General features: G+C 72.5%; 16 protein-coding genes. 7 read left to right on the forward strand and 9 right to left on the reverse strand.

Going from position 1 to position 19395, the window contains the following annotated elements; translation table 11 throughout:
- Positions 1–246: 246 nt before the first annotated feature.
- From OG386_RS18670 to OG386_RS18680, 3 genes are all read right to left on the reverse strand, one after another.
- Entirely contained in the window at positions 247–1437 is a 1191-nt protein-coding gene (locus OG386_RS18670) for a VWA domain-containing protein (RefSeq protein ID WP_328789105.1), read from the reverse strand.
- A gap of 94 nt (positions 1438–1531) precedes the next feature.
- The gene (locus tag OG386_RS18675; RefSeq protein WP_328789106.1) at positions 1532–3802 is read right to left on the reverse strand and encodes a DUF5682 family protein; all 2271 of its coding nucleotides are present in this window, start codon (positions 3800–3802) and stop codon (positions 1532–1534) included.
- A complete protein-coding gene (locus OG386_RS18680; RefSeq protein WP_030013145.1) occupies positions 3799–4905 on the reverse strand; it encodes an ATP-binding protein in 1107 nt (368 codons plus the stop codon). Before OG386_RS18680 ends, OG386_RS18675 begins: the two co-directional genes overlap by 4 nt.
- A 134-nt stretch (positions 4906–5039) precedes the next feature.
- On the opposite strand from OG386_RS18680, the gene OG386_RS18685 reads away from it, so the two are divergent.
- Positions 5040–6380, forward strand: coding sequence for an SWIM zinc finger family protein (locus tag OG386_RS18685; RefSeq protein WP_328789107.1), 1341 nt, complete (start codon positions 5040–5042; stop codon positions 6378–6380).
- Positions 6381–6649: 269 nt separating this feature from the next.
- Positions 6650–8233 carry a DUF5691 domain-containing protein gene (locus OG386_RS18690; protein ID WP_328789108.1) on the forward strand — a complete coding sequence of 528 codons (1584 nt, stop codon included), beginning with the start codon at positions 6650–6652 and terminating at the stop codon, positions 8231–8233.
- 81 nt (positions 8234–8314) lie between these two features.
- On the opposite strand, the gene OG386_RS18695 is transcribed toward OG386_RS18690, so the two are convergent.
- Positions 8315–8716, reverse strand: coding sequence for a cobalamin B12-binding domain-containing protein (locus OG386_RS18695; RefSeq protein ID WP_266604052.1), 402 nt, complete (start codon positions 8714–8716; stop codon positions 8315–8317).
- A gap of 174 nt (positions 8717–8890) precedes the next feature.
- Here OG386_RS18695 and OG386_RS18700 point away from each other — a divergent pair, with 174 nt between their 5' ends.
- Positions 8891–9670: an esterase/lipase family protein gene (locus tag OG386_RS18700; RefSeq protein WP_328789109.1), complete on the forward strand. Its 780-nt coding sequence runs from the start codon at positions 8891–8893 to the stop codon at positions 9668–9670.
- 164 nt (positions 9671–9834) lie between these two features.
- On the forward strand, positions 9835–11490 hold the full coding sequence (locus OG386_RS18705) for a peptidoglycan DD-metalloendopeptidase family protein (protein WP_443053181.1): 1656 nt from the start codon (positions 9835–9837) through the stop codon (positions 11488–11490).
- Positions 11491–11555: 65 nt separating this feature from the next.
- Here the strand turns inward: OG386_RS18705 and pcrA are convergent, their stop codons facing one another.
- Together pcrA and OG386_RS18715 are read right to left on the reverse strand one after the other, a co-directional pair.
- On the reverse strand, positions 11556–14078 hold the full coding sequence (gene pcrA / locus OG386_RS18710; protein ID WP_328789110.1) for a DNA helicase PcrA: 2523 nt from the start codon (positions 14076–14078) through the stop codon (positions 11556–11558).
- Positions 14062–14412 (reverse strand): ArsR/SmtB family transcription factor, encoded by a 351-nt coding sequence (locus tag OG386_RS18715; protein WP_328789111.1) that lies wholly within the window; start codon positions 14410–14412, stop codon positions 14062–14064. Before OG386_RS18715 ends, pcrA begins: the two co-directional genes overlap by 17 nt.
- A 120-nt stretch (positions 14413–14532) precedes the next feature.
- Between OG386_RS18715 and OG386_RS18720 the strand changes: the two genes are divergently transcribed.
- From OG386_RS18720 to OG386_RS18730, 3 genes are all read left to right on the forward strand, one after another.
- Positions 14533–15429 carry an alpha/beta fold hydrolase gene (locus OG386_RS18720; RefSeq protein WP_328789112.1) on the forward strand — a complete coding sequence of 299 codons (897 nt, stop codon included), beginning with the start codon at positions 14533–14535 and terminating at the stop codon, positions 15427–15429.
- A gap of 26 nt (positions 15430–15455) precedes the next feature.
- Positions 15456–15809 carry a hypothetical protein gene (locus OG386_RS18725; protein ID WP_328789113.1) on the forward strand — a complete coding sequence of 118 codons (354 nt, stop codon included), beginning with the start codon at positions 15456–15458 and terminating at the stop codon, positions 15807–15809.
- Between the two features lie 143 nt (positions 15810–15952).
- Positions 15953–17023, forward strand: a complete 1071-nt coding sequence (locus OG386_RS18730; RefSeq protein ID WP_328789114.1) for a C40 family peptidase — start codon at positions 15953–15955, stop codon at positions 17021–17023.
- A gap of 19 nt (positions 17024–17042) precedes the next feature.
- On the opposite strand, the gene OG386_RS18735 is transcribed toward OG386_RS18730, so the two are convergent.
- The 3 genes from OG386_RS18735 to OG386_RS18745 all read right to left on the reverse strand — a co-directional run bounded on the left by OG386_RS18735 (position 17043) and on the right by OG386_RS18745 (position 19381).
- The gene (locus tag OG386_RS18735; RefSeq protein WP_328789115.1) at positions 17043–17486 is read right to left on the reverse strand and encodes a hypothetical protein; all 444 of its coding nucleotides are present in this window, start codon (positions 17484–17486) and stop codon (positions 17043–17045) included.
- Positions 17459–18139, reverse strand: a complete 681-nt coding sequence (locus OG386_RS18740) for a hypothetical protein (protein ID WP_328789116.1) — start codon at positions 18137–18139, stop codon at positions 17459–17461. The genes OG386_RS18735 and OG386_RS18740 overlap by 28 nt, the downstream gene beginning before the upstream one ends.
- A 138-nt stretch (positions 18140–18277) precedes the next feature.
- Complete coding sequence (locus OG386_RS18745; RefSeq protein ID WP_328789117.1) at positions 18278–19381, reverse strand: alpha/beta hydrolase; 1104 nt, start codon at positions 19379–19381, stop codon at positions 18278–18280.
- Positions 19382–19395 lie beyond the last annotated feature (14 nt).

Here is a 19395-nt window from a genome sequence, read left to right on the forward strand (position 1 = left end):
GTGATTCGCGGTTGTCTGCTATCTGCGTGGGCGTGCCGCGGAGGGCAACGTGACGGCGCTGTCACAAGGAAGGCGCACACGGTGACCGTGGACGCGGCATGTCCGTCCCGCAGGTTATCCCCGAGGGACGTGGGACCCTAAATCGCAGATCACACCTGAGCGGTGATACCTGTCACAGAACGCCTCACGGTTGAACTGGAAGTTCGTGTGATTCACCGATTCACAGCAAAGGCCGGGCGTGGGCCGTCAGGGGGTCGGCAGGGGGCGTTTCTCCAGCGCCGCGGCCATCACCTCCGGGAACAGGTCGGGGGTGCAGGCGAAGGCCGGCGCCCCGAGCGCCGCCAGGGCCGCGGCGTGTTCGCGGTCGTAGGCGGGGGCTCCCTCGTCGGACAGGGCCAGCAGGGTCACGAACTCGACGCCCGCCGCCTTCATCGCGGCGACCCGCTTCAGCATCTCGTTGCGAATACCGCCCTCGTAGAGGTCGCTGATCAGGACGACGACGGTGTCGGCGGGCCGGGTGATCTTCGACTGGCAATAGGCGAGGGCGCGGTTGATGTCGGTGCCACCGCCCAATTGGGTGCCGAAGAGGACGTCGACCGGGTCGTCGAGCTGGTCGGTCAGGTCGACGACCGCGGTGTCGAAGACGACCAACCGGGTGGCGATCGAGCGCATCGAGGCGAGGACCGCACCGAAGACGGAGGCGTAGACGACGGAGGCCGCCATCGAACCCGACTGGTCGATGCAGAGGATCACCTCCTTCTTCACCGATTGCGCCGCCCGGCCGTAGCCGATCAGCCGCTCGGGGACGACGGTGCGGTGCTCGGGCAGGTAGTTCTTGAGGTTGGCCCGGATCGTGCGGTCCCAGTCGATGTCGCGGTGGCGCGGGCGACTGATCCGCGCGGACCGGTCCAGGGCGCCGGTCAGCGTCGCCCGGGTCCGCGCCGCGAGCTTCTTCTCCAGCTGCTCGACCACCTTGCGGACCACGGCCCGCGCCGTCTCCTTCGTCGTCTCGGGCATCGCCTTGTTCAGGGAGAGCAGGGTGCCGACCAGGTGCACGTCCGGTTCGACGGCCTCCAGCATCTCCGGCTCCAGCAGCAGGGCGGCCAGGCCCAGCCGCTCGATGGCATCGCGCTGCATCACCTGGACCACGGAGCTCGGGAAGTACGTACGGATGTCCCCGAGCCAGCGCGCCACGTTCGGCGCGGACCCGCCGAGCCCCGCCGACCGTGCCCCCGAGGTCCTGCGGGCCCCCGCCTCGCCGCCCCCGCCGTACAGCGCGCCGAGCACGGCGTCCATCGCCGCGTCCCGCCCGGTCAGCGCGCAGCCGGTGCCATCGGCCTCTCCCCCGCCGAGCACCATCCGCCACCGCCGCAGCCGCTCGCCTCCGGCGGGGTCCGCGGTGTACTCCTCTCCCACACTCACGTCCATACCGTTCATGTCCCAGTCCCCCTCCACTAGTCGTCCCTCTTTCAGCCCCGCCGGCGTTTGAGGCGCGGGGTCCGGGGCGGAGCCCCGGCAGCGGCGCCGCGCCTCAAACGCCGGCGAGCAGCATCCGCACCAGCCCCACCACCGCGTCCGCCCGCACCGGATCCAGCTCGGGGGCGAAGCCTTCGGGGGCCGCGGACGCCGAGGCCGCTGCAACCGCACCGCCGGGGCCACGTCGCACCAGCTCGCCCAGGGACCGCTTCACGCCCGGCTCGTACGCCCCGAACGTCCGCCGCAGGAGCGGGAGCACGTCGGTGAACGCGCGCTCCGGGACCCCCACCAGCCAGGTGTCGATCAGGCCCAGCAGCCGGTCGTCGTGGAGCAACAGCGTGCCCCCGCCCGAACTCCCGCCCGCGAAGCCCTCGATCCAGCCCGCCGCGTCGGCCGGGGAGGACGCCGGGGACAGGGCGAGCCCCATCAGCCGGGCCGTCTCCTCGGCCGGCAGCCGCCCGTCGTCGAGGAGCAGTCGGGCCGCCCGGCCGCGGATCAGGCCGGGCACGGTGTCCCGACCTGCCAGCGTGGCGAGCACCGCGGACCAGCGCTCCCGCAGCCCTTCGTCGGCGTCCGCCAGCAGGCCGATCGCCCCGTGCACCCCGTCCACGTGACCGCGCATCTCCGCCGCCGCGTCGGCGTCCAGTCCGGCCGTACAGGCCGACGGCAGCGCCACGCATATCCGCTCGGCGAGCCCGGCCGCCACGGTGGCGAGCGCCGCCGCGTCGGTGCCCCGGACGTCCCCGTACCGCAGCGAACGGGCCAGGGCCGGCAGGGCCTTGGCGAGCCGCGCCACGTCGGTGTCCAACGCGGCCCGGTCCGCGAGGGCCCGCAGTACGGCGGGCAGCGCCTGCGCGAGCCCGGCCAGCAGGCACCGTTCGGCCAGGGCCGTCACCTCGCCCAGCTCTTCGGCCCCGGCGGCGTCCGCCTCGGCCTTGGCGGTGGCCGCGCCGAGGACGGTGGTCCCCCATATCCCGGCCTCGGCGATCCGCACCGACAGCTCCGGCTCCCACCGCAGCCGCCAGGTCTCCCGGAAGGTTCCGGTGCCGGCCCGGGAGGCCGTCGGCGTGCCCCAGCCGATGCCGAGCAGCCGCAGCCGGTGCAGCAGCAGGGACTTCGCGGTGTCGGTGTCCTTGCGCAGGTCCAGTTCCAGCTCGCGGTCCTGCGCCTCGACCTTGAGCCGCAGCGTGCGCTGCTGTCGTGTCAGGTCGCGCTGGAGGGGTACGACGGGGGCTCCGTCCGGGACCTCGCCGAGCACGTCACCGACGACGAGCCGGTCCTCGATCAGTGCGAGCGGTACGTCGGAGCCGTCGCACATCACCGCCCGGACCGCTTCCAGGGTCTCCGTCAGGCCGGGCAGCGGCCGGCCCCGCATCGCGGCGAGGGTCTCGGCCAGCCGGACCGCCTCGATGACGTGCGCCGAGGAGACCTGCCGGTCCTCCTCGCGCAGCAGGCCGGCGACCTTGGTCAGCCACCGTTCGACGGGCCGGTCCCGGGCGGAGAAGAGGTGGGCGTACCAGCCGGGCGAGGTGATCCCCGCGCCGTACCCGCCGGCCCGGGCGAGCCTGCGGTGGGTCCAGGGCACCCAGGTGGTCTCCACCTTGACCTTGGGCAGGCCGCTCAGCAGGGCCTTGTCGGCGGCGACGGTGGCCTTGGCCCGCAGTGCGGGGACGTGCCAGGCTCCGCACACCACGGCGTAGGCGTCGCCGAACTCCCGGCGGGCGGCCCGCATCCGCTGGCGCATGTACGCCTCGCGCACCAGGTCGCGCTGGTGGCCGCCGTCGCCGTACGCCTCGCGCAGGGCTCCCATGGCTTCCCCGAGCGCCTCGAAGGCCCCGAGCACGTCCTCCCGGACGCCCCCGGCGCCGCGGTGCTCGACCACGTCCTCCCACCAGCGCTCGGGGTCGTCGTACCCGGCGGTCTCGGCCAGCACGGCGAGAGGGTCCAGCCGGACGGCGTCGGGCCCGGCCGCTTCCGGCCCGTCCCCTCCGGTGGCGAGCGAGTGCGCCGCGGGGAGGTCGATGAACCGGACCGGGACGTCGTGTTCCTGAGCCCAGCGGATGGCCACCCACTCGGGTGAGAACCCGGCCAGCGGCCAGAACGCGGCCCGGCCCGGATCGTCCGCCGCGTGCGCGAGGAGCGCGACGGGCGGCCGCATCCCGTCCTCGGCGGCGAGCGCCAGCAGCGCGTCCCCCTCGGGCGGGCCCTCGATCAGCACCGCCTCGGGCCGCGCCGTCTCCAGGGCCGCCCTGACGGCACGGGCCGATCCCGGTCCGTGGTGCCGTACGCCCAGCAGCAGCGGCCCCTTCGTCGGGCTCGGGCTCATACGGTCACCTCCCGGCAGGCCCGGTAGAAGTCCTTCCAGCCGTCGCGCTCGCGGACCACGGCCTCCAGGTACTCCTGCCAGACCACCTTGTCGGCCGCCGGGTCCCGGACCACGGCGCCGAGGATCCCGGCGGCCACGTCGGAGGGGCGCAGCACGCCGTCACCGAAGTGGGCGGCCAGGGCCAGGCCGCCGGTGACGACGGAGATGGCCTCTGCGGTGGACAGCGTGCCGCTGGGCGACTTCACCTTCGTACGTCCGTCGTCGGTGACGCCGTCGCGCAGCTCGCGGAAGACGGTGACGACGCGGCGGATCTCCTCCAGGCCTTCGGGCGCGGCCGGCAGGTCGAGGGCGCGGCCCATCTGGTCGACGCGGCGGGCGACGATGTCGACCTCGGCGTCGGCGGTGGCGGGCAGGGGGAGCACCACGGTGTTGAAGCGGCGGCGCAGCGCGCTGGAGAGCTCGTTCACCCCGCGGTCGCGGTCGTTGGCGGTGGCGATGAGGTTGAAGCCGCGCACGGCCTGCACCTCTTCGCCGAGCTCCGGTATCGGGAGGGTCTTCTCGGACAGGACGGTGATGAGGGTGTCCTGGACGTCGGCGGGGATGCGGGTGAGCTCCTCGACGCGGGCGGTCATGCCGTCTGCCATGGCCCGCATGACGGGGCTGGGGACGAGCGCCTCGCGGCTGGGGCCGTGGGCGAGCAGCCGGGCGTAGTTCCAGCCGTACCGGATGGCTTCCTCGGGGGTGCCGGCGGTGCCCTGGACGAGGAGGGTGGAGTCTCCGCTGACGGCGGCCGCGAGGTGTTCGGACACCCAGGTCTTGGCGGTGCCGGGGACGCCCAGAAGGAGCAGGGCGCGGTCGGTGGCCAGGGTGGTGACGGCCACTTCGACGATGCGGCGCGGCCCCACGTACTTGGGGGTGATCACCGTGCCGTCGTCGAGCGTGCCGCCGAGCAGGTACGTGGCGACGGCCCACGGGGAGAGCTTCCAGCGGGTCGGACGGGGCCGGTCGTCGGCGGCCGCCAGGGCTTTCAGTTCGTGTGCGAAGGCGTCTTCGGCGTGCGGTCGCAGAGCCTCTGCTCGCTGCTCGTTCTCGGGCATGGTCATGGTCCCCCTCCAAAGCTCGGCAGCCGCTCCCGACTGCTGAACCCACGGTGCACCACGCCACTGACAACGGACCCTGCCGATAGCGTTGTTGCTGGTCAGAGCGATTGTCAGTGGCGGTCTCTACGGTTGTTCACATGACTGATCAGGGGGACCGCTGGACAGCGGAACAGGTACTGGATCTGGCTCCTGACGATGCCTCGCGCAAGGCGGGAGGCAGACTCGGCGGGGCGGGACCGTGGTCGCAGATCGGAGGTTCCGCTTCCGGTTCGGTATGGGGGTTGTGCAAGGGCAGCGGCAGCAAGCCGTACCGCACGGTCGTGGACCTGAAGGGCCCCGCGTACAAGTGCTCTTGCCCGAGCCGGAAGTTCCCCTGCAAGCACGCTCTGGGGCTGTTGCTGCTCTGGTCGGCGGAGGGGGTCGGTGAGCCGGTCGAGGCTCCGGAGTGGGCCGCGCAGTGGCTGACGGACCGGGCGGCCAAGGCCGCGCGGCCGCCCGGCGAGAGGGCGGCGCCCGTCGACGAGGAGGGGGCCCGGAAGCGGGCCGAGCGGCGGGCGGCGCGCGTCGGCGCGGGAGTCACCGAGTTGGAACAGCGGCTGGCCGATCTGCTGCGCGGTGGCCTCGCGGGCCAGGAGCAGGCGGGGTACGCGGGGTGGGAGGAGACGGCGGCCCGCATGGTCGACGCCCAGGCTCCCGGACTGGCGGCTCGGGTAAGGGAGTTGGGGACGATACCCAGTTGCGGCCCCGGCTGGCCGGCCCGGATGCTGGAGGAGGCGGCGCTGCTGCACCTGCTCGACCGGGCGTGGCTGGGGGTGGCCGGGCTGCCGGAAGAGCTGGCGGCAACGGTGCGCAGCCGCGTGGGACTGCCGGCCTCCGGGGAGGGGGAGGCCGTACGGGACCGGTGGCTGGTGCTCGCCCAGTACGACACGGTGTCGCCGGACGGCCGGCTCACCACCCGCCGGATATGGCTGCGCGGGTTGGCGGACGGGCGGCCCGCCCTGGTGCTGGACTTCGGACCGCCGGGGCGGCCACCGGGGCTGGCGCTGCCGGTGGGGCGGGTGCTGGAGGCGGAGATGCGCTTCCGGCCCGGGTCGGCGGGGCTGCGGGCGGACCTCGGTGAGAGGTCCGCGGCAACTGCGCCGTGCGCGGAGGTTCCGGCCGGGGTGAGCACGGGGGCGGCTCTGGAGGCGTACGGGGAGGCCCTGCGGCAGGACCCGTGGCTGGAGTCCTGGCCGGTGGTGCTCGGTCCGGTGGTTCCGATACCGGGAGAGCTCGGCTGGCAGCTGGCGGACGCGGAGGGCACCTCCGCCCTGCCGGTCCCCCTCACCGGGGGCGGCCGCTCCCGCGGGGGGCTCTGGCAGCTGGCGGCGTTGTCGGGCGGAGGCCCGGTGACGGTGTTCGGCGAGTGCGGCCACCGCGGCTTCACCCCTCTGACGGCCTGGCAGCCGGACTCGACCGAGCCCGTCGCCCTGTCCTGATCAGGAGCGGAAACAAAGAACACATCGCAGGGGGCCTGGGGGGTCCTATGCCGTCACATGGGGGCGGCGAGGAAACGTACGGCGCCGGGGGGCGCCGCACGGGAAACGACGACGAGCCGGGGGGCTTGCATGAACGACAACCACGCCAGCTGAACGCGAGCAGGCAGACGGGGACATCGACAGCTCCGGTCCCGTGGAGGGGGCGGGACCGGAGCCCATGACGCGACGGACGACCGAAGACGAGCGACGAGGGACGAGGGAGGGGCCCGATGGACAAGAGTGACGAGGGGTACGGGGAGTGGGAGGAGCTGGTCGCCGCCGCGCTGCTGGGCACCGAGCGGCGCCGGGACGGGGGCCCGGCGGGCTCACCGGAGGCGCTGCTGGACGCGGCGGCCGTGCACGCCGTACGACGCCGGGCCGGGCTGCGTCCGGCCGAGGCCGGGCGGCGCCCGGAGCCCGCGCCCCGGGACCCCCGGCCGGTGCCGCCGGAGGCGGCCGGCCGCAGGCTCGCGCAGCTGCTGGCGGGCCGCAGCGGCCCGGTCAACGGCGGCGGGCGGCGCGGGACCGCCCCGGACCTGACGGAGCTGCTGCCCCAGTGGCTGGCCGCCGCCGCGCGGCACGGCTACCGCTCGCCGGCCTCGCTCGTACCGGCGCTGCTGGATGCGGCCCGGGCCCGTACGGACCTGCGGCCGCAGGCCCTGGCCCTGGCGGGGACGCGGGGACTGTGGCTGGCGCGGATGAATCCGGACTGGCGGTTCGCCCTGCGCGGCGGTTCGGGCGGCACGGGGGAACTACCGGAGGTGACGGACCGGGCGGCGGTGGAACGGCTGTGGCAGGAGGGACTGTTCGCGGAGCGGGTGGCCCTGCTCGGGGCCGTTCGGGCCCACGAGGCGGCGGCCGCGCCGCGGCTGCTGATGACGACCTGGGCCACCGAACGGGCCGAGGACCGACTGATGTTCCTCGATTCGCTGAGGGTTGGGCTATCGGAGGGCGACGAGCCGTTCCTGGACGCGGCCCTGGGTGACCGCAGCCGCAATGTCCGTGCCACGGCCGCCGAATTGCTGTCGGCGCTGCCCGCGTCGGCACTGGCCGGGCGGATGGCCGAGCGCGCGCTGGCCTGCGTGGGCCCCGAAGGAGTGACTCCGCCGGCCGAGTGCGACGCGGGGATGCTCCGCGACGGCGTGGTCAAGCGGCCGCCCGCCGGACGCGGGGAACGGGCGTGGTGGCTGGGCCAGTTGGTGGAGGCGGCGCCGCTGTCGTGCTGGCGGGAGCGGTTCGGGGGGCTCGGCCCGGCGGAGATAGTGGCGCTGCCGGTGGCGGCGGGCGACGGTTGGACGGAGGAGCTGCACGCGGCGTGGTGCCGGGCCGCCGTGCGCCAGCGCGACGCGTCGTGGTCGCGGGCCCTGCTCGGCCCGGCGTCCGCGCCGCCCGCGGCGGGTCCGGGCACGGCTTCGCTCGCGGAGCGGGCCAAGCTGCTGGAGACCCTCCCGCACGCGGAACGGGCGGAGTGGGTCGCGGAGTTCATACGGGCCCACGGGCTGTCGGAAGCGTTCCAACTGCTCGGGGTGTGCGTCGTGCCGTGGGCGGGAGCGCTGGGCCGGGCGGTCGTGGACGCGCTGGACACCGCCCGCGACGCCGGCAGCTACCCGTGGAGCTTCAGCGGGGTGATGGGCCTCGCGGAGCGCTGCCTCGACCCCGCGGAAGCGAGCCGGCTGGAAGCCCTGACCACGGCCGCGGAGGACCTGCCGGACGCGGCCCCCGGCGCGGCCGCGTACTGGGCCGAAGCATTCACGCGGCTCGTCTCGACCCTTCGCCTCCGCGCGGCGATGCTCGCCGAGCTGGCCCCGGTCTAGCCCCTGCGGGGGGCTCGGCCGGGCCCCGTGCCTCAAACGCCGGCGAGGCTGGATTCACCAGGGGCTGCGGGTCGCCGGAGGCTACTGGCGGACGTGGCCGCGGACCCACTCCACGATGGCGGTCGTCGTCGCGCCCGGCGTGAAGATCTCGGCCACGCCCTTCTCCTTCAGGGGGGCGATGTCGTCCTCCGGGATGATGCCGCCGCCGAAGACCTTGATGTCCTCCGCGTCGCGCTCCTTGAGGAGTTCCAGCACGCGCGCGAAGAGCGTGTTGTGGGCGCCGGAGAGGATCGAGAGGCCGATCGCGTCGGCGTCCTCCTGAATGGCGGTGTCCACGATCTGCTCGGGGGTCTGGTGGAGGCCGGTGTAGATGACCTCCATGCCCGCGTCCCGCAGCGCCCGCGCGATCACCTTGGCCCCGCGGTCGTGGCCGTCGAGACCCGGCTTGGCCACCACCACACGGATCGGACCGGTCACACCCATCGCACTGCCTCCCGAGTGAACGAACGTTAAGTACAGCATCGCGCACGCCGCCGTTTCGCGGTCAATCACGAGGGGGAAATCACACGTGGGACGGCATTGCGCCACCGCGCCGGCAGCCGCACGGCACGGTGGTGCGAGCGCCGCGGTCCCGCAGAGGCTCAGGGGAGGCCGTCGATGGGGCTGTCCATACCCATGTCCATGCCCTTGTCCGGCGCCGCGCTGCGGGCCGGCGCTCTCGAGGTGGTGGTGCTCGGCGGGCACCTCCTGTTGTACCCCACCGGGGTGTGCCAGGAGAAGGTCACCACCCGTCCGCCCGCAACACGGCCACCGGTCCTCCTGCTCCACGGGTTCACCGACAACCGGTCCGTCTTCGTCCTGCTGCGCCGCGCCCTCGGGGCGGGAGGCCGGCACGTGGAGGCGTACAACTATTCACCCTTCACCCTCGACCTGCGCGTCACCGCCCGCCATCTCGCCCGGCGCGTCGAGGAGCTGTGCGAGCGCACCGGGCAGGAGCGGGTGGATCTGGTCGGGCACAGCCTGGGCGGACTCGTCGGCCGGTACTACGTGCAGCGCCTCGGCGGCGACACGCGGGTCCGGACCCTCGTCACCCTCGGCACCCCGCATGCCGGTACCCGGGTCGCCCCCTTCATGGACGCACACCCGCTGATCCGGCAGATCCGCCCGGACTCCGAGGTGCTGACCGAGCTCGCCGCGCCCGCGCCCGGCTGCACCACCCGGTGCGTGGCGTTCTGGAGCGAGTTCGACGCGATCATGACTCCGGTCGCGACCGCGCGGATCGAACACCCGGATCTGTGTGTGGAGAACGTGCAGGTCACCGGTATCGGACATCTCGCACTAGCCGTCCATCCCGCCGTGATCGCAGCGGTCCGGCGCACCCTCGAAGGGCCCGGCCTGGTCGCCGTCACGGGCTCGGACACCGCCTCCGTCGCCTAGCCGACGAGCGACCAGCAGTCGAACTAATTTCGAACTCAAGGCCAAGGGTCCGCATTTCGGCGACCGAAAGACGGCCGAATGCCCGGTTCTGGAGATCTGGGGACCCGGCGAAGATTGTCGTGGCGAGTAACCGCCGGGTACAGTCACGCCACTGCTCTCCTCCGGTGAACCTTGAGTTCCCGGCCACCCAGGCCCCCACTGCCGAGGCGAAAGAGAAGTTGGTGAACGACCGCCCCACGTCGGGCCAGTACCCGGATGCCGGGTACGACGGCCTTTCCACCACCGCTTTCGCTGGTGACTCGACCTACGTTTCCTATGAAACGCAGGGCCAGGGGGTCAACTACGCCGCCTACGGCTCCTACGACACCGGCGCGTACGACACCACCGCGTGGGCCTCGCAGGACAGTTACCTGTCCACGATCCCGACCCAGGGCGCGCCCGAGGACACCACCGGGAGCTGGGACGCGAGCGCCTGGACCACGCCGAGCACGGACTACTCCGGCTACGCGCAGTACCAGCAGCCCTCCTTCGGCTACGACACCACCGGCGAGCAGACCGGACACTGGGCGATGCCGGGCTACGGCACCACCGGCACCGAGACCGGTGCCTACGACGCCACCGCATGGAACACCGTCGCCGAGACCCCGGCCCAGCCCGAGGCCGCCTACGCGTACGAGTACCAGCCCGCGCCGGAGCCCGAGCCCGCGCAGCAGGAGTACGCGTACGAGGCGACCACCGTCGGCTACGCCTACGAAGCCACCCAGGCGGTCGTCCTCGACTCCGGGCACCAGAGCGGATTCGAGACCGGGTTCGAGACCGGGTTCGAGACCGGGACGGACACGTACAGCGAGACCGCCGTCTTCGAGGTGCTCTCCGACGAAACACCGCAGGTCCCCGAGGCGCCTGAGGCACCCGAGGTGCCCGCGGTCCACGACCTCCCCACCCAGGCCATGCCCGTGACCTCGGCTCCGCGCTCCGCGCGCCGGACCGCAGCCAAGGGCAACGGCAAGGCCGGCGCCAGCGGCAAGGCGAGCAGCAGCAGCAGCAGCAAGAACGGCAGCGGCGCCGGCGGCAGCAACAGCCGTCGCCGCAACCCGGCGAAGCGTTCCGCCTTGCTGACCGTCGCCGTCCCCTCCGCCTGCGTGATGGGTGTCGCGGGCGTCGCGGCCGCCTCCGTCGGCGGTCTCACCGGTACGGACCGGCCCGCCGAGCAGCCCACCACGATGGCCGCGCCCGACCCGGCCTCGGTGAAACCGGTCGCGGCGAACACCAAGCTCGACACCCAGATGGTCGCGCTCACCGCCGACGCGGGCGACTTCGCGGACCGTGCGAGCCGCACGCAGGAGCGCATCGACCTGCGCGAGCGCCAGGAAGAGGAAAAGAAGAAGAAGGCGGAGGAGGCCGCGGCCAAGGAAGCCGCCCGCCCCAAGTTCGCCATCCCCGTCCAGCAGCACGGCCTGAGCGCCAACTTCGGCCAGGCCGGCGGCATGTGGATGTCGGTGCACACCGGCATCGACTTCCCTGTCTCCTACGGGACGCCGGTCATGTCGGCCACCGACGGCACCGTGCGCACCCAGTACAACAGCGCCTACGGGAACATGGCGATAGTGACCGCGCCCGACGGCACCGAGACCTGGTACTGCCACCTCAGCTCCACCAAGATCCGCGGCGGCAAGGTCAAGGCAGGCGATGTCATCGCCTACTCCGGCAACTCCGGCAACTCCACCGGCCCGCACCTCCACTTCGAGGTCCGACCCGGCGGCGGATCCGCGATCGACCCCCTGCCGTGGCTGCGCAGCCACGGCCTGGACCCGACGTAGCCGACCGACGTAGCCGACCGACGTGATCGCCGCGCGGCCCGAAGGCCGCACGGCCGCCCGCCGCCTTACAGCTTCTGCACCGGCGCGTAGCGCAGCAGCAACCGCTTGGGCTTGTCGTCCCCGAAGTCGATGGTGGCCTGCGCGTCCGCGCCCGCTCCCTTGACCTCCATGACGGTGCCGAGCCCGAACTGGTCGTGCGTGACCCGGTCCCCGACCACCAGGGCGATGACCGGCTTGTCGGCGGCCCGCCGCGTCGCGAATCCGGACGGACCCGACTTCGTACGCGACGAGGACAGGAACGCCTCCGGCGAGGTGCCGAACGTCGCCCTGCCCGATCCGGACGACGACGACCCGTACCCCGAACTCCGCATCGGACCGGCCGGCTTCTGGGTCGCGCCCGTCCGCTTCCACTGGAGGTACTCCGCCGGAATCTCCTCCAGGAACCGCGACGGCGGGTTGTACGAGGGCGTGCCCCACGCGCTGCGCATGCTGGAGCGGGTCAGGTACAGCCGCTCGCGCGCCCGCGTGATGCCGACGTACGCGAGGCGGCGCTCCTCTTCCAGTTCCTTGGTCTGGCCCAGCGCCCGCATGTGCGGGAAGACCCCGTCCTCCATGCCGGTCAGGAAGACCACCGGGAACTCGAGGCCCTTGGCGGTGTGCAGGGTCATCAGCGTGATGACGCCCGTGCCCTCGGTGTCCTCGTCCGGGATCTGGTCGGAGTCGGCGACGAGCGCGACCTGTTCCAGGAACTCGGCGAGGGTGCCGGACCCGGGAGCCGGGGCGCCGGTCTCGGCGGCCTCGGCGGCCGCGGCCTCCCGCGCCTGCTCGAACTCCAGCGCCACGGCCGCGAGCTCTTGCAGGTTCTCGATGCGCGTCTCGTCCTGCGGGTCGGTCGACGCCTGGAGTTCGGCGAGGTAGCCCGTCCGCTCCAGCACCGCCTCCAGGACCACCGCCGGGCCCGCGCCCGAGTCGACGATCGTGCGCAGCTCCTCCATCAGCACGTTGAACCGCTTCACGGCGTTGGTGGAGCGCGCGGCCATGCCGAAGGCCTCGTCCACGCGGCGCAGCGCCTGCGGGAAGGTGATCTTCTCGCGCATCGCGAGGGCGTCGATCATCGCCTCGGCGCGCTCGCCGATGCCGCGCTTGGGCACGTTCAAGATGCGCCGCAGCGGGACGTTGTCCTCCGGGTTGGCCAGGACGCGCAGGTACGCGAGGACGTCGCGGACCTCCTTGCGCTCGTAGAAGCGGACGCCGCCGACGACCTTGTAGGGCAGTCCGACCCGGATGAAGATCTCCTCGAACACGCGGGACTGCGCGTTGGTCCGGTAGAAGATCGCGACGTCGCCCGCCTTGGCGTCGCCCGCGTCCGTCAGTCGGTCGATCTCGTCGGCGACGAACTGGGCCTCGTCGTGCTCGGTGTCCGCGACGTAGCCGGTGATGACGGCGCCGGCGCCGGCCTGGGTCCACAGGTTCTTGGCGCGGCGGTTCTCGTTGCGCTCGATGACCGCATTGGCCGCGGAGAGGATCGTCTGGGTGGAGCGGTAGTTCTGCTCCAGCAGGATCGTCGTCGCGTCCTTGTAGTCCTCCTCGAACTGGAGGATGTTGCGGATGGTCGCGCCGCGGAAGGCGTAGATCGACTGGTCGGCGTCACCCACCACGCACAGCTCGGCCGGGGGCAGGTCCGGGTAGCCGGTGCCGACCAGCTCGCGCACCAGCGTGTACTGGGCGTGGTTGGTGTCCTGGTACTCGTCGACGAGGACGTGCCGGAAGCGGCGCCGGTAGTGCTCGGCGACGTCCGGGAACGCCTGGAGCAGGTGGACCGTGGTCATGATGATGTCGTCGAAGTCGAGGGCGTTGGCCTCGCGCAATCGCCCCTGGTACATGGCGTACGCCTGGGCCAGGGTCTTCTCGAAACCGTCGACGGCCTGGTCGGCGAAGGCTTCCTCGTCGATCAGCTCGTTCTTCAGGTTCGAGATCTTGGCGTTGAAGGCCTTCGGCGGGAACTTCTTCGGGTCCAGGTCCAGGTCGCGGCAGACGAGCGCCATCAGGCGCTTCGAGTCGGCCGCGTCGTAGATCGAGAACGAGGACGTGAAGCCGAGCCGCTTGGACTCGCGGCGCAGGATGCGCACGCACGCGCTGTGGAAGGTGGACACCCACATGGCGTTCGCGCGCGGGCCGACCAGGCCCTCGACGCGCTCCTTCATCTCGCCGGCGGCCTTGTTGGTGAAGGTGATCGCCAGGATCTGGCCGGGGTGGACGTTGCGCGCGGACAGCAGGTGTCCGATGCGGTGGGTCAGCACCCGGGTCTTGCCGGAGCCGGCGCCGGCCACGATGAGCAGCGGGGAGCCCGCGTGCACCACGGCCGCGCGCTGCTGCTCGTTGAGCCCGTCCAGGAGCGTCGCCGGGTCGATGACGGGCCTGGGGGCGCCGTCCCGGTAGTACGCGTCCCCGGTCATGGGTACGTCGAACTGCCCCCCGAAGAGATCGTCCGCGCCCGCTTCGGGGGCGGCGTGGTCCTCGGGTGGCGGCGGGACCTCGTCGGAGGGGGTGAGGTCCGCCAGGAAACTGTCGTCAAAGAGGCTGCTCATCGCATTCCGAGTCTAGGGGGCGGGACCGACAGGCCAGCACGAGTTCGAGCAGACCGGGGAAACGGAGCTCCAGGTCCTCGCGGCGCAGCGCGAGGAAGAGCTTGCGGCCCTGCGGGCGCTGGCAGATCACGCCGCTCTCGCGCAGCGTCTTGAGGTGGTGCGTGACGCTGGAGCGGGGCAGGTCGGGGACCACCTCGCCGCAGAACGCCTCCTCGCCGGAGGAGAGCTTGCGGACGATCTCCAGTCGGACGGGGTGTCCGAGCGCCGCCAGGACCTCGACCAGCTCGATGCGGTCGGCGGCGGGGTGGGTCGGGTCGGCAGCGGCAGCAGACATGACCCCACTGTACGCAGATCTCGTACGGACATTGCCAAACCATTCGAAGATCTCGTACGGTCGACGCACTCAGCCGTACGAGAATTTCGAACGGTCAACGCCCGTGAGGACGGTCCCGCCATGCCCCAGCCCGCCACCACCCCGCTCGACGACGCCGCCCTGGCCGCCTCCCTCGACGGGACCTTCACCAGCCACCACGCCGAGGTCAACGGCACCCGACTGCACTACGTGGAGGGTGGCGGCGGCGCACCGCTCGTCCTCCTCGGCGGCTGGCCGCAGACCTGGTGGCAGTGGCACAAGGTGCTGCCGGCCCTGGCCCGCCGGTACCGGGTGATCGCCGTCGACCTGCGCGGCATGGGCGGCTCCGCCAAGCCCCCCGCCGGTTACGACAAGAAGACGATGGCCGCCGACGTCCACGCGCTCCTCGGACACCTCTCGATCGGGTCGGCACACTTCGCCGGGCACGACATCGGTGCGATGGTCGCCTACGCCCACGCCGCCAACCACCCCGACGCCACCCGCCGCCTCGCCCTCCTCGACGTCTCGCACCCCGAGGAGGCCTGGGCGCAGATGCCCCTGCTGCCCCGCCCCGAGCTCCGCCACCTGTGGTGGTTCGCCTTCAACCAGGTGCCGGGCCTGCCCGAACAGCTCCTCGCCGGCCGCTCCCGCGTGCTGCTGGACTGGCTGTTCGCGGCCATGACCGCCGACCCCGCCTCCATCGATGAGCACTCCCGCGCGGTGTACGCCCGCGCGTACGACTCCCCGGACGCGATCCGGGCCGGCAACGCCTGGTACCGGGCCTTCCGCCAGGACATCGACGACCTCGCCGGCTACTCCCCCGTGACCACCCCGCTGCTCGCGCTCGGCGGCGAGCACAGCAACTACGAACGTCTGCTCGCCTCGGTCCCGGCACTCGGCACCGACACCCGTGTGGTCCGCGTCGACGGCAGCGGCCACTACCTCCCGGAGGAGCGACCGGAGGTCGTCACGGACGCACTGACCCGCTTCTTCGGCTGACCGGGCCGCCTCGTACGCTCGACGCCATGGACGTACTCATCAATGTCTTCGTCGGCCTGCACATCATCGGGATCGCCTCGCTCCTCGGCGGCTTCCTGACCCAGATGAAGGCGATGAGCACGGGCGCCGCCCGCTTCACGCCCGCCATGCTGCACGGAGCGCTCACCATGCTCGTCACCGGCGTGCTCCTGGTCGGCTTCAACGAGATGGACGGGACCCCCGTCAACAACATCAAGGTCGGCGTGAAGCTCGCGATCCTCTTCGTGATCCTCTGCCTCGTCTACGTCAAGCGCGACGAGGAGCACGTGGACAAGGCGCTGTTCGGCGCGGTCGGCGGGCTGACCGTGATCAACATCTTCATCGCCGTTCTCTGGCACTGACCCACACCGGAACGATCCGCTCCGGTCCTCTGCGGCCAGCTCCGGTCACATCGGGCCACTTGCGATCATCTCGTCATTCGCCCGTTACCTCCGGGTCTAGCGTCCTCCTCCAGGCACCGACAGAGGAAGGACGTGAGGCCCTCGTGGCCAGTCATCGAAAGCCCAGGCAGCGCCCGCTCTCCGGCGGCCCGGTACGGACGACCGCCGCCACCATCGCCCTCGCGGGCGCTGCCACCGCCACCGCCTTCGAAGGCAGCGCCCAGGCCGACCCCCGGTCCACCCCCGCCCAGGTCAAGTCGGAGGTGGACCGGCTCTACGAGGAGGCCGAGGCGGCGACCGAGCAGTACAACGGGGCGAAGGAACGGGCGGACGAGGCCGAACGCGCGCTGACCGGACTGCGCGAGGAGACCGCCCGCAAGACCGACCAGCTCAACACCGCCCGCAGCGCACTCGGAACGCTCGCCGCCTCCCAGTACCGCAGCGGCTCCCTGGGCACCGCCGTCCAGCTCGCGCTGGCCTCCGACCCGCAGGAGTACCTCTCCCAGGCCGCCTTCATCTCCCGCGCCGGGGACCGCAACGCCGCCGGGATCACCACCGTGCGCCGCCGGCTCGACGAGGTCGGCAAGCTCCGCGAGCAGGCCGCCGGGCGGCTCGCCGACCTCCGCTCCCGGCAGGACGAACTCGCCGGGCACAAGGCCGAGATCGAGGAGAAGCTCACCGCCGCCAAGAACCTGCTGGCCCGCCTCACCGCCGAGGAACGGGCCGCCTACGAGGCCCAGTCGCCCGGCGGACCGGCCGCTGCCCCCGCCGCGCCCGCCGCCCCCGCCCCGTCCAAGGGCGGCACGCTCCCGCCCCCGTCCGACGGTTCGCGCGCGGCCCGCGCCGTGGCCTTCGCGTACGGGGCGATCGGCAAGCCGTACGTCTGGGGCGCGACGGGCCCGGGGTCCTTCGACTGCTCCGGCCTGACCCAGGCGGCCTGGCGCTCGGCCGGGGTCTCCCTGCCCCGCACCACCTACACCCAGATCAACGCCGGCCGGCGCGTGTCCCGCGACCAGTTGGCCCCCGGTGACCTGGTGTTCTTCTACTCCGGGGTCACCCACGTCGGTCTCTACGTCGGCAACGGCCAGATGATCCACGCCCCGCGCCCCGGATCGACGGTCCGGCTGGCACCGATCGACTCGATGCCCTGGGCCGGCGCCTCCCGCCCCGCGTAGGTCCGTCGGACGGGCCCGCTCATCCCCGGGCGCAGTACCCGCAGGTCCCGCGCCGGCGGAGGTAGTAGGCGAGGGTGGCTGCGCCCAGCGCGGCTCCCCACACCACCCAGAGCATCGCCGGGTAGTTGGTCCCCCAGCCGAAGGGCTGGTCCCCGCCCCGGATCATCTGGAGGCCACCGGGAACGAGCACCACCGACACCAGCAGGGCCGGGACGATCGCGGTGGCGAGCGCGACCGGCTTGCCCGCCTTGAACGGCACCCACCGCGGCCAGACCTCGCCCCAGTGCGCGACCAGCCCGTGGGTCAGCACGCCGCCGACGGTCGACGCGATCGCGAGGCCCAGCCCGATCCCGAGCATGCCCGGGGTGTCCTGCATGTCCTCGAGGAAAGCGTCGGTGATGCCCATCGGGTAACCGAAGAACCAGGCCACCCGGGTCACGTCGTACGGGATGCTCGACAGCACGGCGACCAGTACGGCCCTGCGCCCCCAGCGGGCCGCCGACTCCGGCGCGGTCCAGGCCGCGGCCCGTCCGCCGCGCCCGCAGTGCGCGCACAGTCCGCGCGAGCGCCGCTGGACGCCAGCACGGCCAGGGTCCAGAGCACACCGCCCGCGAACAGGATGAGCAGGTTGTCCCGGTGCCAGTAGAGGATGTCGCCGATGCCGTCCTGCGGGCCGGGCACCCCGGTGAAGGCGAACACCACGAGCAGCGGCGCGAAGGCGACCACGGCGATCAGCGTGTAGTCCTGCAGGACCACCGTGAGCGCGAGGGCCTGCGCCCAGCCGAAGCCGAGCAGGAACCGTCGGGCGGCGCCGCCGCTCGCCGGGCGGCGCGCCATGAGCACCCCGCAGACCGCCCCCGCGAGGCCGAGCGCCGCGAGGACCGGGCTCACGACGGCGGCCGGGCTCGGTTCGAGGACGGATCCGGTCGAGCGGTCCTCGGGGACCGGCCCGAACGGGTAGCCGGCGCCGCCCAGGGCCCAGTACAGCCCGGCCAGACCGTAGGCGAGGGACCACGCGGCCGCCGCGTACGGGATCCAGTGGGGCCAACCCGACCACCACCGGCGCCGCACCGTCGCCCGGACCTGCTCGTTCCCGCTGCTCACCGCATGTGCCATGACCCTGGCCCCCTTGGATTGCGTCCTGGGACCAGACTCCCGGCCGGCGGGTACCGGGCCCATCGGCCGACCGGCAGAGATCGACGGCGGGATCCGCGGGGCCGTCCGCCGATCGGCAGACGCAGGGCCCTGCGCGGGCTACGGGGCCTTGACCACGCCGCTCAGCCAGCCGAAGGTCTGCGGCAGCTGCTTGGACCACGATTCGAGGTTGTGCCCGCCGACGACCTTCTCCGCGTGCACCACGGTCGGGCTCTTGGCGATCGCCTTGAGGTCCGTGCCGGACAGGTAACCGTCCTGCTCGGCCCCCGACATCCACAGCGCCACCGCAGGCGGGGTGGGCGCGGCCTGGAGCCAGTTCTTCAGGTTGTGCGTCTTGCGCAGTTCGGGGTCCTTGGCGACCAGCGACGAGGGCTCCTGCCCCGGGTCGTTGTAGCCGGAGAGGGAGACGGCCGCGCTGTAGCGGTCGGGGTGGGCGATCGCGAGCTTGGCGGCGCAATAGGCGCCGGCCGAGTAGCCGGCCACGCCCCAGGTCCGGGCCTCGTCCGAGGCCCGGAAGTTGTCGACGACCATCTTGCGGACGTCGACGCTGAACCAACTGTCCGCGTTGACCTTGCCGGGGATGTTGGCGCAGCCGGTGTCGCCGTTGCCGAGCAGCATGGCGCGCGGCGAGACCAGGATGAACGGCTGCACCTTGCCGCTCTTCATCAGCGGCTCCAGCACCTCGTGCGCCTTGAGCCCCTGGAACCAGGACTTCCCCGTGCCCGGTATGCCCGGTATCAGCTCGATCACCGGGAACTTCTTGTCCTTGTAGGCCGGGTCGTCGTACTGCGGCGGCAGCCACACCATGACATCGCCCTTGACCCCGGAGATCTTGCCGTCGAGCTCGGTCTTCTTGACGCGCTCGCCCAGCCCTTCCACCGGCTGGAACTCCTGCTTGACCTTCGGCGCCTCTTCGACCTTCTTGCCGCCGAGCCCGTCCGGGCCGAGGTCGGGGGCGGCCGTGACGTACTTGCCGGTGCCGAGCAGGTCGCTCCACGAGGCATAGAAGTGCTCGGCCCGATTGACCGCGACGAACACCACGGCGACGGCTGTGACCTGGGCGAACACCACCATCAGCGCGCGCAGGACGGTGCGTACGGCGGCCGGGCCGCGCACTTTGCTCCACACGGCCAGCGGAAGGACGACGGCGATCACCGTCAGGGCGATCACCGTCGCGAAGAAGGGTGTACCGGTCAAGCTCATCACGCCACCCTAGA

This window comes from Streptomyces sp. NBC_00273 (genome assembly GCF_036178145.1).
Lineage (GTDB): Bacteria > Actinomycetota > Actinomycetes > Streptomycetales > Streptomycetaceae > Streptomyces.

Excerpts from the sequence above, each read along its gene's own strand:
- pcrA (WP_328789110.1), bottom strand. The coding sequence starts at position 14,078 with ATGAGCAGCCTCTTTGACGACAGTTTCCTGGCGGACCTCACCCCCTCC.
- OG386_RS18740 (WP_328789116.1), bottom strand. The coding sequence starts at position 18,139 with ATGGCACATGCGGTGAGCAGCGGGAACGAGCAGGTCCGGGCGACGGTG.
- OG386_RS18675 (WP_328789106.1), bottom strand. The coding sequence starts at position 3,802 with ATGAGCCCGAGCCCGACGAAGGGGCCGCTGCTGCTGGGCGTACGGCAC.
- OG386_RS18680 (WP_030013145.1), bottom strand. The coding sequence starts at position 4,905 with ATGACCATGCCCGAGAACGAGCAGCGAGCAGAGGCTCTGCGACCGCAC.
- OG386_RS18700 (WP_328789109.1), top strand. The coding sequence starts at position 8,891 with ATGGGGCTGTCCATACCCATGTCCATGCCCTTGTCCGGCGCCGCGCTG.
- OG386_RS18715 (WP_328789111.1), bottom strand. The coding sequence starts at position 14,412 with ATGTCTGCTGCCGCTGCCGACCCGACCCACCCCGCCGCCGACCGCATC.
- OG386_RS18695 (WP_266604052.1), bottom strand. The coding sequence starts at position 8,716 with ATGGGTGTGACCGGTCCGATCCGTGTGGTGGTGGCCAAGCCGGGTCTC.
- OG386_RS18720 (WP_328789112.1), top strand. The coding sequence starts at position 14,533 with ATGCCCCAGCCCGCCACCACCCCGCTCGACGACGCCGCCCTGGCCGCC.
- OG386_RS18690 (WP_328789108.1), top strand. The coding sequence starts at position 6,650 with ATGGACAAGAGTGACGAGGGGTACGGGGAGTGGGAGGAGCTGGTCGCC.
- OG386_RS18725 (WP_328789113.1), top strand. The coding sequence starts at position 15,456 with ATGGACGTACTCATCAATGTCTTCGTCGGCCTGCACATCATCGGGATC.
- OG386_RS18745 (WP_328789117.1), bottom strand. The coding sequence starts at position 19,381 with ATGAGCTTGACCGGTACACCCTTCTTCGCGACGGTGATCGCCCTGACG.
- OG386_RS18670 (WP_328789105.1), bottom strand. The coding sequence starts at position 1,437 with ATGAACGGTATGGACGTGAGTGTGGGAGAGGAGTACACCGCGGACCCC.
- OG386_RS18685 (WP_328789107.1), top strand. The coding sequence starts at position 5,040 with ATGACTGATCAGGGGGACCGCTGGACAGCGGAACAGGTACTGGATCTG.